This is a genomic window from Microvirga brassicacearum (assembly GCF_008757455.1).
Taxonomy (GTDB): domain Bacteria; phylum Pseudomonadota; class Alphaproteobacteria; order Rhizobiales; family Beijerinckiaceae; genus Microvirga; species Microvirga brassicacearum.
Genome location: NZ_VCMV01000003.1, coordinates 1 through 15,578, shown reverse-complemented (window position 1 = coordinate 15,578; position 15,578 = coordinate 1). Strand labels below are relative to the sequence as shown.

Sequence of the window (15,578 nt, the reverse complement as noted above, 5' to 3'; positions counted from 1 at the left end):
CGCACAATGCTGCAGAAACTACGGCATTTGCCGTATTTTCCCTCAATCTGCCCTAGCGTAAGGCCACTCCTTGCGATGGATTCGGTGCTTGAAAGCCGACGATTCCTTGGGGGAACCATGAACCGTTCGGCACCACGACTGCGCCTTGTCCTGTTGGCTTCGACGGCGATGGCGGCGGGGGTCTTCGTCGGACGTCCGGCTTTAGCGATAGATTATTATTATACCGGCGCCTCCGGCCTCGCCTGGTCGAATCCGGCCGGGTGGAACAGCGGAGCGGTGCCTCAATCCGGCATCGACACCGAAATTATGTTCGTTTCCCCGAGCGGGAATTTCACCACGATCAACGACCGGGGCGCGCTCGTCCTGCGCTTAATTGAGATGATCGGCGACCCCTCGACCACGACGTTCGGCCAAACGGGCAACGGCAGCCTGGTCTTCGACGGTGTAAACCCCGTTTTCAACGCCTGGGCCGGACCTGTCATCGTCAATCAGGCCGTCCAGTTGAACCAGCCCCTCTCCATGCAGGGCACAATCATCTTCAATCAGCCGATCTCGGGGTCCGGCGGCTTGCGGAATTCGGGTAATATCACCTTGAACGCCGTTAACACCTATTCCGGGACCACGTTCATCTTTTCCCCCGTCACGATTTCGAGCGACGCCAATCTGGGCCAATTCGATGCTCCCGTCGAAATGTGGGGAGGAACCCTGATTTTCAGCGGGCCGATGACGCTCGGGCCCCCCCGCCCCCTCAGGCTCGTTACCTATCTGGGCAAGAGCAACGTCTTCCAGTCCGACAGCGCCGTGACAATCGCCTCCGCCATGGGCGGGAACGCTGGGTTTCACAAAGAAGGGGCCGGAACGCTCACCCTGACCGGAGCCAACACCTATACCGGGACGACAGCGATTCAGGCCGGCACGTTGCGGATCGGCGATGGCGGCACGATCGGATCGGTGATCGGAAACATCGCGAACAACAGCGACCTCGTCTTCGATCGAGCGGACGATCCGACCTATGGCGGCGTGATCTCTGGCGCCGGCACTATTACCAAGACAGGCGCGGGAACGCTCACCCTGACCGGCGACAGCCCGCAGACCGGACTGGTCACCGTCGCCGCCGGTGCGCTCCAGATCGGCAATGGCGGCACATCGGGATCCTTGGCCGGAAACATCGCGAACAGCGCATCGCTCGCGTTCGACCGCTCCGACGATTTCACTTATAGCGGCAGGATCTCCGGCGCTGGCGTCGTGGCCAAAAGCGGAGCCGGCATGCTGACCCTGACCGGCGACAGCACCCATACCGGAACGACGACGGTGAGCGCAGGAACGCTGCGGATCGGCGCGGGCGGGACCACCGGATGGGTCCCAGGCGACATCTCGCTCGCCGGCGGCGCCTCCCTCATCTTCAACCGCTCCGACGATGTCGTCTATGGCGGCGATATTCTCGGCCGGGGGACCGTGGTGAAGGACGGCCCCGGCACGGTCGTCCTAGAGACGAACCGTATGACCCACACGCTTGCGGGTCTTGCATTGAAGGACGGCGTCCTCGAGTTCGATCCGCTATACATCATGGCCGACCTGTCTTTCGACGGCGGCACGCTTCGCTTCAAAAACTCCAGCATGTGGACGGGTCTCGCCTCGAGCTACGCCATTCCGGTCTCCAGCCGCGGCGGGACGGTCGAAATCGACATCAGCCAGTTTGGAGCGAGGTGGAACATCTCCGGCCCGGGCGATCTTCGCATCAAGGCCGGCACGAACAAATTTTTCTTGGGCGGCAGCGATACGCGCACCGGCGCGACCTTCCTCGATTCGGGAACGCTCGCCACCACGAACGCCAACAGCCTGAGCGCCGCCTCCGCCTACACCCTCGGCGATCTCGCCACGCTCGATCTGGATTCCTACAATCAGACCGTCGGCTCGCTGGCGGGAGCGGGCCGCGTCACTCTCGGCTCCGCGACGCTGACGACGGGCGGCAACGACGCCAGCACCACTTTTTCCGGCGTGATGTCGGGCACGGGCGGCCTCGTCAAGAATGGCAGCGGCACTTTCACCCTCACCGGCGCGAACACTTATACCGGCGGCACCACCATCAGCGCCGGCGCGTTGCAGATCGGCGACGGCGGCGCGTCGGGATCGGTGTTGGGCCCGATCGTCAACGACGCCGCGCTGATCCTCAACCATTCCGATGACGTGGTTTTCGCCAACGCGATCTCCGGCACCGGCACGCTCACCAAAAAGGGAGGCGGGCGCGCCGAGCTCACCGGCGCGAGCGCGATGTCCGGGGCGACGCATGTGAAGGCAGGCGAGCTTGCGGTGAACGGCTCTCTGGCCCGATCGGCGGTGACGATCCACAACGGCGCGACCTTGTCCGGCACCGGCACCGTCGGCGGAATCGACGCCGCGGCGGGCGCCATCGTTGCGCCGGGCAATTCCATCGGCACCCTCAATGTCGCCGGCAATGTCGCCTTCGGCGCGAACGCCACCTACAAGCTCGAGATCGACGGGGCCGGGAATTCCGACCGCATCGCCGCCGTCGGCAACGCGACCTTGTCGGGCAGCACCGTTGCTATCCTGCCCGACCGGGGCGCCTATTCCCTCAACCCCTACACCATTCTCACGGCGCAGAGCGTCACCGGCACGTTTTCCGGCACCGGCGGCGATTTCGCCTTCGTCATTCCGACCCTCGGCTACACCAAGGACGTGGTCACCCTGACCCTTGTGCGAAAGAGCGGGCCGCCTGAGCCGCCCACGCCGCCCGCACCGCTCGCCTTCCACACGGCGGCGACAACCGCCAACCAATACGCCACCGCCGACGCGCTCGAGGCTTTGGGGGAGGGCAACCGCCTGTTCGACACCCTGATCGGCGCCAGCACGGGCGGCGCCCGCCAAGCCTTCGACGCTCTCTCCGGCGAGGCGCACGCCTCCGTTATCGCCACGTCGTATGGTGATGCGGCCCTGGTGCAGAGCACCCTGCTCGGCCGGATGCGCAAGGAGCTGACCGGCCAAACAATCCACGCCGCCTATGCGGCGGATCGTCCCGAGACTACGCTGCCGGTCGCGATCATGCTCCCGTCGTCCGAGCGCTTCGCCCTGTGGGGCGAGGGCTTCGGTTCCTTCGGCCGGACCCGCTCCAACGGCAACGCCGCCGCCCTCGACACCTCCACCGGCGGCTTCGTCATCGGTGCGGAAACCCACCTTGCACCCGGCACCATGTTGGGCATCGCCGGCGGCTTCAGCCGCACCACTTTCGACGTTGATGCACGACTTTCCTCGAGCGCAGTCGAATCCACGTTCGGTGCAGTCTACGGTTCGACCACATGGGGCAACATCCGCCTGCGCCTCGGCGGCGCCTATGCGTTCAACGATCTCGACACCACCCGCAGCGTGGCCCTCCCCGGCTTCGCCGACCGGCTCACGGCAGATTACGATGGCTCGACCTTGCAGGCCTTCGGCGAACTCGGCTACCGGATCGATTGGGGCGGGATCGAGATCGAGCCCTTCCTCGGCGGGGCGGTTCTGCGCGTCCACCGCGGCGGTTTTGCCGAGAATGGCGGCGCCGCGGCTTTGACCGGCTTCGCCCAGGCCCAGAACCTCACGACGGCCACCCTCGGCATGCGGGCGCAGGTTGAGGTCGGCGACGCGCTTCGCCTGCGGGGCCTCGTCGGCTGGCGCCATGCCTTCGGCGACATCGATCCGATCTCCCGCGCCGCCTTCGCCGGGAGCGCGTCCGCTTTCCTGGTCTCTGGTGCACCCATCGACCAGGACGCCCTCATTGCCGAAGCCGGCCTCGAGTGGCAGGCCAGCAAGGCGATAACCGTCGGTGCGTCTTATCAGGGACAGATCGGCAGCCATGCGCAGGAGCACGCGCTCAAGGGTGATCTCACCTGGCGGTTTTGAATTCTCTCCCAGAGAGGCGAGCCACCGGGATCCACATCAGTGGCCGCCGAACACGAGGGCCTGGATCGGCAGCACCATCGCCTGCATCCGAAGGATCATCGCATGCACAATCCCGACCGCATCCACGCCGTGCAGCGCCAGAGAACGGACATTGCCGATCTCGCCCGAGGCGATGAGGTCGTGGTTACTCGAATAGGCATTGGCAATGCAGGAACTGCCGGGCGTCACGCCCTTGAGCCCGCCTTGATAGAGAGGTTCCAGAAACACCAGGATGGTTCCCGGCCGCATCACCTGCTGCGCGTCGATCAGTTGCTCGCCGCTGCGGAACTGGCCAGCGGCGATGAAATCCTGCACCCCCGTCACCACCATGGGGATCACGGTCCAGGGCTTCGAAATGCACGTGACCTCCGCCAACATTCCGACTTTCATGACCTGCGCCTCGATCTGCCCGAAGCCGGCTTGGAGGCGTCCTCGGCCGGCGCCCTCTGGAATCAGGATCCCGGCTGGGCGCATGAACGGGTTGACGATGTCCCCGACGCGCAATGCGAACTGCTCCACGCGCCCGCTCACGCCAGCGCGAACGACGGTCTTCGCCAGTTCGACATCGGCCTGAGCGAGGGCTGCTTCGGCGCTCGCCTTTTGGGCCGGCAGGAGCGTGGAGATCTGCACCTCGGCGGAATCCTTGGCGGCGGTCGCCGCCGCAACGGCCCCCCGGCGCCCGTCGACAACATTCTGGAGTCGCTCGATCTCGCGGGCCGCCACAATGGCGGCGTTGCGCTGGTTCAGCTCCTGTTTCGTCTGCAATTCGTCCAGGGCCTGCTGATAGGCACTCCGGGCCTCCTGGATCCTTCCTTCGGCCGCCACGATATCGGTCCGCGCCGCCACCATCGCGGCCTCGACCTCGGCGATCTTCCGACGGGCGGCTTCCGCCGCCGCCGCTTGCGTCGCGCTGTCCAGCCGGAAGATCGGCGCTCCTTGTTTGACGTCTCCGGTGAAGCCCACATAGACCTCCGCAACACGCCCGTTGGTTTCAGGCAGAATCGGGACGGTCCGGTAGAACAGCGTCGCGCTTGTCGTGGAGGGGTGATTGTAGAAGATCACCGTGATCAGCCCGACGGTCAGCATCAGGCAGGCCGTGATGCCCCACCGCAGCTCGTACCAGACCGAGTAGAATGTGATTTCCCGGCCCAACCGCTTGCCCTGCGCATAGCGGCGATAAAGATAATCCGGGATGATCGTGAGCAGGGAGCAGAGAAGAAGCTCAAGCATCGATCAGCTCCCTGCGCTCGCTGGTGCGAGCGCCGGGATCGTCCGGCCCTTCCGGGTGCGCGTCTTCGTGCAGCCGATCGAGGCCGTTCTCGTCCGGCACGTCGTCAGCACCCTTGCCCGGCTGGATGCCCGCGAGTTTCTCGAGCGATCCCGCCATTCGCCCCAACGTGCCGCCAAAATCCGGGATGTCGATCAAGGCGAGCAACAGGCCGATGACCCAGAAGAGATGAACATGAGTGAACAGTGCCAACAGGCCTAGCACGGCCACGATCTCGAACTGAAGTTTCTGGGATTTGTGCGCAATGCGCTCCGGCAGGGTGTGCACCGTCAGGAACAGGTTGCCAATCGCCAGCACGGCAACCACCAGAAGCACGGCCATCACGGCCATGAGGACGTCGGTTTCGCCGGGAGCGGTAATGAACGCCGGCAGGTGATGGGGCGCAGCGGGGTGAAGCGACACGGTCATGCAGGCCCTCTTACCGGAAAGATTCTCGAAAGGCAGCGCGCCAGTTCCTGGCTGGGCCGACCTCAGATGGACGCAGAGCCCACATTGTGGCTCATCCTTCCCCGCGGCGCCATGGCTCAAACGCAGGTCCAACGCCGTTGCGTCAGCGTTGGTCGGTTCAGTTCACGGCACGGTTGGGAGGCCACGCCCGAGCTGTGCACCAGCTGCAAAATAGCACAGGCGCTCCCGCCAGACGAGAGCCGCGCATTCGCATCAAGAAGCGCCGGCAACGCCCGATCAGGTTCGACATCTCGACGTGCGTGCCCCTCGGCGCGCGGCGGCAATCGTCAATGAGGGCAACTTAGCGAGAGAAAGCCATAGCTTCATGTCTTTTCACCATTGCGGACTTTTGCTCGCGTCCCCCCAGCCGCCTTCTTCTTCAATTTGGCCCGATTGTAATCAACAGCAGCGCGGATAAGGTTTTTTAGAGCACCCTCGTTGATCGTATCGTCCTCGAAAAAATCGATCGCTCGCCTCGCGTTGCCTTCGAGGCCCGCGTTGAAGAGCTTGTCGGGGTCCGGGAGGCTCGCCCCGTGCATAAAGGTAAGCTTCACCTTCCCTTTGTGAGCGTTGGCGACCGCGATTATTCCGTTGTGAGACCACACCGGGCTTCCCATCCACTTCCACTCCTCGATGATCCCCCGGTCGGCCTCAAGGATGCTCTTGCGGAGGCTGGCGAACGTTTCGCGACGCCAGTCCGTGAGTCCTGCGATCAGTTGGTCGATCCGTTCCGATGGGGCCGCTCCGGTCGCGGGTTTGCTCATTGTTCCGTCCTTTTGAAGATCTTCAAGTCCTCGAACCGGCTTTGCCAGAAGCCGGCCATTTGTTGCCTTGCTACGGAATCCAGCCGGGCAACGCAGCCGCCTGTCTCATCCAGTCCGCCATTTGCGCCTCGTCGAGCGCGTCACCTTCGCGGATGTCGATCCAACGCACGTCCTTGCTGCGCGCCGTGCCACCGGGCGGGACCGGCCGCAGCGACGTGCCGCGGAAGAAGGTCACTTTGACGTAGTGGGTGAAGACATGGAACGACAGGAACCAACCTTGGCCCTCGATGCCGTAAAATGGCGAGTTCCATTTCACGGCCTTGCGCACGTTGGGCACGGTCCGCACGATGAGCGCGTCGAGACGCTTCCCGAGATCGCGCTTCCAGCCTGGCATCGCGGCGATGTACGCCTGCACCGGCACGTCGCCGTCCGCCTTCGCGATTTGCGGGTTGCCGCCCGAAAGGAGGACGGGAACCTTCTGGTCTTTTCGCATTTTGATCGGCTTGGCCTCACACGCGCCTGGCTTGCCCTTCGCGGATGCCTTGCTGTTGGTGGTTGGCTTTTGAACCGGCATGCTTCTCCGCTCCTTCCTCGGCACGCTTCATGTTGCGGCGATCCGCAGATACCCACACCATGCAACGTCGTAGACAGCGTGTTGCTTTGTTGGACCGGCGGAGCTCAATCTATCCGCGCCAGGACCTGCTCCAGGTTTGCAAAGAACTGCTGCCATCCGCCCTTGGCGCCATTGTAGGCCTGCTGCTGATCCGGCCGGAAGCCCGACTGCTCCATGCGCAGATGGGTCCCGGTGCTCGTCGCGGTGAGAGTCCAGGTGACGACACTCTCGAGACCATAGGCCGCCCACGTGTAAGACAGCGTTTTGTTCGGCTCGATTGCGAGGACCTGACAATCGACGGCGCCCCAATCTGCGCGAAGATTGAAACGGTGGTCAACGACGGGCATGAAATCGTTCTTCATGAGCCACTCCTCGATCAGGTGTGGTTGCGTGAGCGCGCGCCAGATCTTTTCCGGCGGAAAAGATATCTGGCGCTCGACAACGACGGAGAGCGCTTCGGTCGCAGTATTGGTCATTGGTCCATCCTTTTCAGCAAATCTTCGAGGTCGTCGAACCGACTCTGCCAGAACCCGGCCATCTGGCTGGTCCAGTCAATCAGCGGAGCCAGCGCGCCGAGTTGCGCGCTATAATGGGTCTGTCGTCCTTCATGACGGTCGCGTACCAGCCCGGCCTGCCTCAAAATGCCGAGATGCTTTGAGACAGCCGGTTGCGAGACGCCGGCCCGCGCCGTCAGGGCGCCCACCGTCTGCTCTCCTTCGCGGCACAGCCGTTCGAAGAGAGCCCGCCGAGTTGGGTCGGCTAACGTTCTGAAGAGCATATCGGGAGCGTGCGTCATCTGGGTTCGATAACCTATTGGTTATTGATTGACGCATAACCACTGAGATATATGTGAGTCAAGCTGGAACGTGGGAAGCGATGATGAGCCGTAGCGAAAAAGACAAGATGCTGGCAGGCGAGCTCTACAATGCGGGATCCCCGGAGATCCAAGCCGACCTGCTCGCCACAGGCGCTTGGCTGAAGCGATACAATGAGGCGCTCGGCCAGTCGCCGGATCATTGGCATGCTCTTCTCTCGGAGCGGTTCGCCGAGGTCGGCCAAGGAGCGGTCATCCGACCTCCCTTCTTTTGCGACTATGGCTTCAACATCCGGATTGGAGCTCACGCCTTCCTCAACTTCAACTGCGTCATCCTCGACGTGGTGGAGGTAACGATTGGCGACGGAGCGCAAATCGGACCAGCAGTCCAAATCTACACCGCCGATCACCCGCGAGATCCTGAACAGCGTCGGGCTGGTCTTGAGTTCGGACGTCCTGTCCACATTGGCCGTCATGTCTGGATCGGAGGCGGAGCGATCATCCTCCCCGGCATCACGATTGGCGACTATGCCGTCGTGGGTGCCGGAAGCGTGGTGACGCGAGATGTCTCCGAGGGCGCAACGGTGATCGGCAATCCCGCGCGCAACGCGCGGTCATCGACGGCAAGTTGAACACACTCATGATGATCATCAACGGCGCCGCTTGCTAGGCCGGCGGCCGAGGCCTACTCTCTTCATCCTGCGCTTTTGATCGGCAGCTTTGGCCGATCTCGTTCCTGAACCGAGTGGTTGCGTAACCCGACGGAGGAGGACCTGCTCGCAAGAGCCGCAGCCTCCATCGACGTAATGAGAGGCGGGTCTAGCGCTGCGGGGGCTTTGCACAAAGCTGGGAATCGGGCGTTGCCCGCTCCCCTCGACGCTCGCCACTTGCGGCGACCTCAACGTATGGAGAAGGTCGATGTCGGAGCCATTATCACTCCCGAACCGACGCGACTTCCTGGTTGTGTCGGCCGCGGCAGGTGCTTTGAATGTGCTTCCCGTAGGCGTGACCAAAGCAGCAGAAGGCGATGCGATCCGTCCCTTCCGCGTCAATATTCCCGAAGAGCAACTCGTCGACCTCCGACGCCGGATCGCGGCGACACGGTGGCCCGACCGAGAGACGGTCGATGACCAGTCGCAAGGCATACAGCTCGCGAAGATCAAGCCGCTCGTCGCGTATTGGGGCACCGGCTACGACTGGCGGAAGGCGGAAGCGAAGCTGAATAACCTACCGCAGTTCGTCACCAAGATCGACGGCGTCGACATTCACTTCGTTCACGTTCGCTCGAAGCATCCCAATGCGCTGCCGCTGATCATGACCCATGGCTGGCCCGGCTCCGTGTTTGAACTGCTCAAGACAGTCGGCCCGCTGAGCGATCCGCCAGCTCATGGAGGGCGCGCGGAGGACGCTTTCGACCTCGTTCTCCCTTCGATGCCTGGCTACGGCTTCTCTGACAAGCCGACGGATACCGGTTGGGGGCCCGACCGCATCGCGCGATCCTGGGCGGAGCTGATGAAGCGCCTCGGCTACACCCGCTATGTCGCCCAGGGCGGTGACTGGGGCTCTCCCGTCTCCGGCGCGATGGCGCGTCAGGCGCCGGCCGGCTTGGTGGGCATCCATATCAACCTGCCGGCGATCATACCGCCCGAGATCGCGGCAGTGCTCGCCACCGGTGGGCCGGCGCCGGCGGGACTGTCCGAGAAGGAACGCGCAACGTTCGACGAGCTCAGCGCCGCCGGCAAAATGGGGAACCGGTCGTATGCTGTAATGATGGGCACGCGGCCGCAGACGATCGGCTACGCCATAACGGACTCCCCTGCCGGCCTTGCGGCGTGGATGCTCGGGCATCCAGGCTTTGCGACGTGGACCTACAGCAGCAGTGATCCGGAAAAGTCGCCCGATGAGATATTGGACGACATCTCGCTGTATTGGCTGACGAACACCCCGACCTCCTCGGGGCGGCTGTACTGGGAATACGGCGGACGCAGTCCCGCTTTTGCGGCCCCGGAGAGGACCGCCGAGATCGCGCTCCCGGTGGCCATCACGGTCTTTCCGGGGGAGAGCTATCGAGCCCCGGAGACATGGGCCCGGCGCGCCTATCGCAACCTGATCTATTTCCACGAGGTCGACAGGGGCGGACACTTCGCTGCGTGGGAACAGCCTGCGCTTTTCAGTGCCGAGCTCCGGGAGGCGTTCAGCCCCCTGCGCAAATCGATCTGAAACTTCGGGCGCGATGCGCCGGAATTCGCGACGGCACGGTGACCGAACAGCGGTTGTACCAGTTGATCCGACAACCGGAACTCGTCAGCGCTCGCCAGTTCGAGATCGAGTTGGAGGTTTTTTCGTTCACGTTCGGCTAATCCGCTGCGCTAAGGAGTCCACACATGAAAATCCTGATGGTGCTTACCTCGCATGACCAACTCGGCAATACGGGCCGGCCGACCGGCTTCTGGCTCGAGGAATTCGCCGCACCCTATTATGTCTTCAAGGACGCCGGCGCCGACATCACCGTCGCCTCGCCGAAGGGCGGCCAGCCACCAATCGATCCCAAGAGCGATGAACCCGGCAACCAGACTGACGCGATGGCGCGGTTCAAGAACGATCCGGCCGCGCAAAAGGTTCTGGCGAACACCGTCAAGCTCAGTGACATCAAGGCCGACGATTACGACACCGTCTTCTATCCGGGCGGTCACGGCCCGATGTGGGATCTGGTCGACAATCCAATTTCGATCGCCCTGATCGAGGCCGTCTACAACGCCGGCAAGCCTGTTGCCGCCGTGTGTCATGCGCCAGCCGTACTGCAGCGCGTCAAGTATCAAGGTCAGCCGATCGTCAAGGGCAAGCGCGTCACGGGCTTCACCAATTCCGAGGAGGAAGCCGTCCAGCTCACCGACGTCGTGCCGTTTCTCGTCGAGGACGAACTGAAGCGGCTCGGAGGACGCTATGAGAAGGCTGCTGACTGGGAGAGCTTCGCTATCGTCGATGGCCGCTTGGTCACCGGCCAGAACCCCGCCTCGTCGACGGCAGCCGCTCAGGAACTGATCAAGCTCCTTAGCTAGCCATCGCGAGCCGCTCCCCAGCCAAAGTCCTGCAAAGCCGCAGCATCAATTCAGAGGCTTCAGGTCTGCCAGAACGGTGGGGATCAGTTCCGAGACGGTCGGGTGAATGGGCACCGCCCATTTCAGGACCGGATAGGTCGCTCCGGCATTCATCATGTCCAGGATGCCGTGGATTGCCTCGTCGCCACCCACTCCCAAGATAGCGGCCCCCAGGATTTGCTTCGTCTCGGCGTCGGCGACCACCTTCATGAAGCCCTTGGTCTCACCCTTCTCGATCGCGCGCCCGACCCGGGTCATCGGGCGTTTGGATACCAGCAGCTTCCGGCCCATGCGCCTCGCTTCCGTCTCCGACATGCCGACACGCCCGAGCGGCGGGTCGACGTAGAGCGCGTAGGCGGAAATCCGGTCGCTCACCCGGCGCTTCTCGCCGTCGAGAAGGTTGGCGGCGACAATCTCGTAATCGTTATAGGACGTGTGGGTGAAGGCTCCGCGGCCGTTGCAGTCGCCCATGGCCCAGATGCCCGACACATTGGTGGCCAGACTGTCATCCACCCCGATGTAGCCCCGGGCATCGAGCGCGACTCCGGCCTTCTCGAGGCCGAGGTCGTCCGTGTTGGGCCGACGTCCCACCGCAAGCAGCACATGCGAACCCACCGTGGACGGCTCTCCGGAGGTGCAATCGACGTCGACCACCACGCCGTCCGCATGCGGCTTGAAGCCAATGCAGGTGGCGCTGGTGCGCACCGTTATCCCCTCGTCGATGAGGATCTCCCGAACCGTCTCCGATACGTCCTCGTCCTCGCGGGCGATCAGCCGCGGTGACATCTCGACGACCGTGACCTGCGCGCCGAAGCGTCGATACATCTGAGCGAACTCAAGCCCGATGTAGCTTCCGCCGACGACGACGAGGTGTCGCGGGACCTTCTCGAGCTTGAGGATCGACGTGTTGGTGAGATAGTCGACCGTGCCGATGCCCGGCATGTCAGGCACGCTCGCGCGGCCGCCGACATTGATGAAAATGCGGGGCGCCTTCAGCAGGCTCTCGCCTACCCGGACGACGTCGGGGCCCTCGAACCGGGCATGCCCTTCGATGACCGTCAGGCCGTCCATGCCGCGCAGCCATGTTTCGACGTTCTGGCGGGCATTCATTGAGACGGTTTCGGCCCGAGCCTTGACTCGTTTCATGTCGATCTTGATTGGACTCTCGATCGTGATCCCATATTCGCTGCTTCGCCGCGCGAGATGGGCCGCGTAGGCGCTGGCGACCAGCGTCTTGGTCGGTATGCAGCCGGTGTTGACGCAGGTTCCGCCGACCAATTTGCGTTCGACGAGCGCGACCTGCATTCCAGCGGCGGTGAGACGCCCGGCCAGGGATGGTCCCGCCTGTCCAGCGCCGATGACGATGGCGTCAAAGAATTGGTTCATGATACGGCTCACGATGAGTTCTGCGCCGAGATGGCGGAAAGTCGATCCTTCCGAAAGCCAAAGCTAAGCCCACCGCTCATGACGGCAGCGGCTTACCGGTCTGCTCCCGGACGATGTACTCGGCGTACCAGTCCGGCCAGCCCTCATCGTGGTGGCCGATCAGCTTCTCGTGCTCGCCGTGTGCCGCCGCCGCACGTCGGAGCGCGGTTGCGAGGTCAGTCGAAGAGGTGAAGGTCGTGTCGTCCGTGTCCACCCGTCCGGGCAAGCGCGCGGTGACCTCCTGCACGAGCCAGCCGTTACCATCCGGATCGTTGAACGTGGCGTATGAGCCGTAACTGCGCCGCGCCGGATCCGGACCGCGCAAGGGGTCCTCCCCGACCGCACGGTGGAACACTTCGCTCACGTCGACACCGCGACCGACGAGCTCGGCGCGCGCTGCCTCGATGTCGGACACGACGAGGAAAAGTCCGGATGCCGAGCCCGGCGCAGCCGACGTGACCCCCGTACCGAAGTGGATCGAGCACGACGAGCCGGGAGGCGTGACCTGCACGACCCGAAACGCATCGCCCTTGACGAAGTCAGCGTCGAGCCTCCAACCCAGATCGTCGTAGAAGCGCTTGGCGCGATCGACATCCGCGACCGGGATGGCGACAACCTCGAGCTTCATATCAACCGCCGGCGCTCTCGGGGCATCGATCGCAGTTTCGCTGCGCGCCTGAGTACTGCTCATATCCAGCTCCTTGGGAATAGGGTGCCGTGCGAGTGCCGGTCACCGGACGTTTCCACTAGTCAGCGGCAATCGGGTATGGAGGGCCGACCGCCTTGTCGCCCGCGACGGCAGTTGACACGATGCATTGAGCGGCTTCGTTGGCGGTGTCTGCACGCGATCTTGGTATGATGCATTGGCATTGACACCTCCTGGGTGGTCGAGCCTGAGCACGCGCGCAACTCTACCATACGGACGGGGGATTCGCTTGCGCCAAAAGGCGACTCGTCTTCGTCACCGCGGGCAGATGTCCCAAAAGCCCTGGGTTCGCTGGGGATTGGTGTAGTACCAGCAGTAGCCTGCGGCCGGTGGCGAACCGGCATACGAGGCGGCGGCTGCCGCGGTGACGAACCCGACCGCGGCGCCGGCGGCAATGGCTCCGCCGGGGCGCCACCAATAGGCTGCCGGCCTCCGCCACCCGGGCGCTACCACAACCGGACGGCGGACGACACCCCGAGGCGCCGCCGCGACGTTCCCGCGGGGGCCACTGACCGCCGCACCGGATCGTCCGCGAACCGCAACCCCACCACGGGGACCGCGCGCAACCGCTCCCCCGCGGACGTGCCCGCCACGCGCCTGCACCGTTTCGATGAGCCCTGGCGCGGCATCCACAAGCGACCGAGTGGACATCAAGGGACTAGCCATTGCGGTATCCGGTATAGCTAGCGCTGTCAGCACAGCCAGCGAAATCCAATGACTCCGAGCCGGCTCTGGATGAATCTGCACGCGTGCATGACAACCTCCCATGCGTTGGTAAATGGACAATCCGTGGACCGGCATCAGCCTTAACCTACCACGTCACCTGCAAGCCGAGGTTACCCTTGATGGTCTCCCGATGGGATCCGCCAAGGTTGGTCTCGTAGGAAGCCGTCGCATAGAGGCTGATCTGTTCGTTGACCGCGGCCGCGACGCCGCCGCCGATCTCAAACGAAGTTGCCTCGAACTGTCGAGCGGGATGCTGCCGCTTCGCGCCCGCAATTGCCCGATGGCGAAGCCGCCGCGATACGTCCGATCGCCACCCAGCTATCGGTGATCGAGGTCTCAACGATGTCGGCGGCGAGCTGAAAGGTCAGGGCCGCCACCAGCCAGCGCCCGTATCGAAGGCAGATCTCCCGCGTTTCATGGCCCGACGGCGAGGAGAGCATCGCGCGCAGGCCTTTGACGAACGCCTCGGCCGTGCCGACGATGATCAGGATCAACGCCAGCGCATCGATGATCACGATGGTCGGCTCGGTAACTGCGATCAGCCATTGCTTGATTTCGACCATCTCCGCTCGGTTCCCTCACACTTGCCAAGGGGTGACGTCTCGGTCTCATGCCGTTGTCCTCAATCGAACGGGCCAACCTCGAAGACCATGCTGACGATGGCCATGATGCCGATCAACAGCAGGATCACCGCGGTAATCAGCGTAAGTGAGACGGGGAAATGGCTTTGACCGTGGATGAGCCCAGCCTCAGTCATGCTCCGGCGCTCCGTGCGCAAGCCGATCATGAACTGCACGTGATAAACGATGCCGATCGTCAGCATGGCGATGCCGAGTGCCACGAGGGAGATGCCGAAATTGCGCGGCGCGGCCGCACTTGCGAGCGTTCCCGCATCGCGCAGCTTCTGGAAGAACTGGAAGATCGTGAATCCAAAGCCGATCAGCGACAACGACGTGCGGATCACCGACATCAGCGTGCGGTCGGCGCTCATGCGGGTACGCTGGAACGACATGCCGGTCCGCCGCGACGACAGCTCGACGGAAACCTGATCCGAACCGGATTGTCTGGTGATATTCTCAACCATTGTGGGTCATCCCAGTTCAGGAGAACGGGCATCATGCTATCCCAAGCCGGTATGGGAACTGGCCAGTCCTTGGACGCGGTGGCCTCCTCGGCCACCGCGCTTCCGGGTGCTTTCTTGCCGCTAGTTGCCCGTCGGCAGCCCGATGTTGAAACCATCCTTTGCAAGCTGCTCTCGCAGGTACTGGAATCTCTGATATTGCGTGATGGTGACCGGACCCGAATAGCCCTCGCTTTGGAGCTTGCGCGGCGGGTACTTGAGATAGGTCTGCATCAACTCCTTGATTGCCGCGTTGATCGTGACCAACGTCCAGGTGTGCTCCGTGTAGTTGTTCATGAAGACGTCATAGCGTTCCTGCGGGTCCTGCCAGAGATCGAACACCTGGGGAACGGTCGCGACGTAAGACTGCGCCCCTTTCCAACCGAGGTTCGAGTCGACAGCCAGGCCGCCCGTGCTCGCGCCATCGTCGCCACGCAGATTGAAGACCGCCTTGTAGTGTCCGACCCGGGCGTCAGTTCGTTCTCGGTGAAGTAGAACCAGCTTTTGCGTTCAGACTGACCCTTCCCGAACAGGATCGGCGACCTGTCGTAGCTATCGAAGATGATGGGTTGGCCCTCACGATCGTTCTCGGGCAGCTTTACGCCGGCAAGCGAAGCGAAGGTCGCCATGTAGTCGCGACCGCC

Annotated in this window: 16 protein-coding genes and 1 pseudogene; 4 read left to right on the top strand and 13 right to left on the bottom strand. The window is 63.4% G+C overall.

Translation table 11 applies throughout. The annotated features are described in order from the left end of the window. Positions 1-117 precede the first annotated feature (117 nt). The gene (locus tag FEZ63_RS01660) at positions 118-3,894 is read left to right on the top strand and encodes an autotransporter domain-containing protein (protein ID WP_162419643.1); all 3,777 of its coding nucleotides are present in this window, start codon (positions 118-120) and stop codon (positions 3,892-3,894) included. Positions 3,895-3,930: 36 nt separating this feature from the next. On the opposite strand, the gene FEZ63_RS01655 is transcribed toward FEZ63_RS01660, so the two are convergent. The 6 genes from FEZ63_RS01655 to FEZ63_RS01630 form a co-directional block, all read right to left on the bottom strand. Beyond that, positions 3,931-5,163, bottom strand: coding sequence for an HlyD family secretion protein (locus tag FEZ63_RS01655; RefSeq protein WP_150941905.1), 1,233 nt, complete (start codon positions 5,161-5,163; stop codon positions 3,931-3,933). Continuing rightward, positions 5,156-5,629, bottom strand: coding sequence for a hypothetical protein (locus FEZ63_RS01650; protein WP_244622595.1), 474 nt, complete (start codon positions 5,627-5,629; stop codon positions 5,156-5,158). The genes FEZ63_RS01655 and FEZ63_RS01650 overlap by 8 nt, the downstream gene beginning before the upstream one ends. Positions 5,630-5,991: 362 nt before the next feature. Then, on the bottom strand, positions 5,992-6,432 hold the full coding sequence (locus FEZ63_RS01645; RefSeq protein ID WP_150941904.1) for a DUF1801 domain-containing protein: 441 nt from the start codon (positions 6,430-6,432) through the stop codon (positions 5,992-5,994). 70 nt (positions 6,433-6,502) lie between these two features. Then, positions 6,503-7,006, bottom strand: coding sequence for a DUF1801 domain-containing protein (locus FEZ63_RS01640; protein ID WP_420846246.1), 504 nt, complete (start codon positions 7,004-7,006; stop codon positions 6,503-6,505). A 104-nt stretch (positions 7,007-7,110) separates the two neighbouring features. Beyond that, positions 7,111-7,521: an SRPBCC family protein gene (locus tag FEZ63_RS01635; protein WP_150941903.1), complete on the bottom strand. Its 411-nt coding sequence runs from the start codon at positions 7,519-7,521 to the stop codon at positions 7,111-7,113. Continuing rightward, positions 7,518-7,841, bottom strand: a complete 324-nt coding sequence (locus FEZ63_RS01630) for an ArsR/SmtB family transcription factor (protein WP_150941902.1) — start codon at positions 7,839-7,841, stop codon at positions 7,518-7,520. Before FEZ63_RS01630 ends, FEZ63_RS01635 begins: the two co-directional genes overlap by 4 nt. An 83-nt stretch (positions 7,842-7,924) precedes the next feature. Here FEZ63_RS01630 and FEZ63_RS01625 point away from each other — a divergent pair, with 83 nt between their 5' ends. The 3 genes from FEZ63_RS01625 to FEZ63_RS01615 all read left to right on the top strand — a co-directional run bounded on the left by FEZ63_RS01625 (position 7,925) and on the right by FEZ63_RS01615 (position 10,918). After that, on the top strand, positions 7,925-8,491 hold the full coding sequence (locus tag FEZ63_RS01625; RefSeq protein WP_150942319.1) for a sugar O-acetyltransferase: 567 nt from the start codon (positions 7,925-7,927) through the stop codon (positions 8,489-8,491). Positions 8,492-8,777: 286 nt separating this feature from the next. After that, positions 8,778-10,079 (top strand): epoxide hydrolase family protein, encoded by a 1,302-nt coding sequence (locus FEZ63_RS01620; RefSeq protein WP_150941901.1) that lies wholly within the window; start codon positions 8,778-8,780, stop codon positions 10,077-10,079. A 164-nt stretch (positions 10,080-10,243) separates the two neighbouring features. Continuing rightward, a complete protein-coding gene (locus FEZ63_RS01615; protein ID WP_150941900.1) occupies positions 10,244-10,918 on the top strand; it encodes a type 1 glutamine amidotransferase domain-containing protein in 675 nt (224 codons plus the stop codon). 45 nt (positions 10,919-10,963) lie between these two features. On the opposite strand, the gene FEZ63_RS01610 is transcribed toward FEZ63_RS01615, so the two are convergent. From FEZ63_RS01610 to FEZ63_RS01580, 7 genes and pseudogenes are all read right to left on the bottom strand, one after another. Continuing rightward, positions 10,964-12,343, bottom strand: a complete 1,380-nt coding sequence (locus FEZ63_RS01610; protein ID WP_150941899.1) for an FAD-containing oxidoreductase — start codon at positions 12,341-12,343, stop codon at positions 10,964-10,966. Positions 12,344-12,419: 76 nt separating this feature from the next. Further along, on the bottom strand, positions 12,420-13,073 hold the full coding sequence (locus FEZ63_RS01605) for a VOC family protein (RefSeq protein ID WP_150941898.1): 654 nt from the start codon (positions 13,071-13,073) through the stop codon (positions 12,420-12,422). A gap of 270 nt (positions 13,074-13,343) precedes the next feature. Further along, a complete protein-coding gene (locus FEZ63_RS01600) occupies positions 13,344-13,754 on the bottom strand; it encodes a hypothetical protein (RefSeq protein WP_244622594.1) in 411 nt (136 codons plus the stop codon). Between the two features lie 145 nt (positions 13,755-13,899). Then, complete coding sequence (locus tag FEZ63_RS26125; RefSeq protein ID WP_420846253.1) at positions 13,900-13,995, bottom strand: hypothetical protein; 96 nt, start codon at positions 13,993-13,995, stop codon at positions 13,900-13,902. A 37-nt stretch (positions 13,996-14,032) separates the two neighbouring features. Continuing rightward, positions 14,033-14,377, bottom strand: a complete 345-nt coding sequence (locus FEZ63_RS01590) for a DUF1622 domain-containing protein (RefSeq protein WP_150941895.1) — start codon at positions 14,375-14,377, stop codon at positions 14,033-14,035. Positions 14,378-14,436: 59 nt separating this feature from the next. Then, on the bottom strand, positions 14,437-14,898 hold the full coding sequence (locus FEZ63_RS01585; RefSeq protein WP_244622593.1) for a YidH family protein: 462 nt from the start codon (positions 14,896-14,898) through the stop codon (positions 14,437-14,439). A 120-nt stretch (positions 14,899-15,018) separates the two neighbouring features. Continuing rightward, positions 15,019-15,578 (bottom strand): annotated as a pseudogene (locus FEZ63_RS01580) (arylsulfatase); the annotation flags it as partial.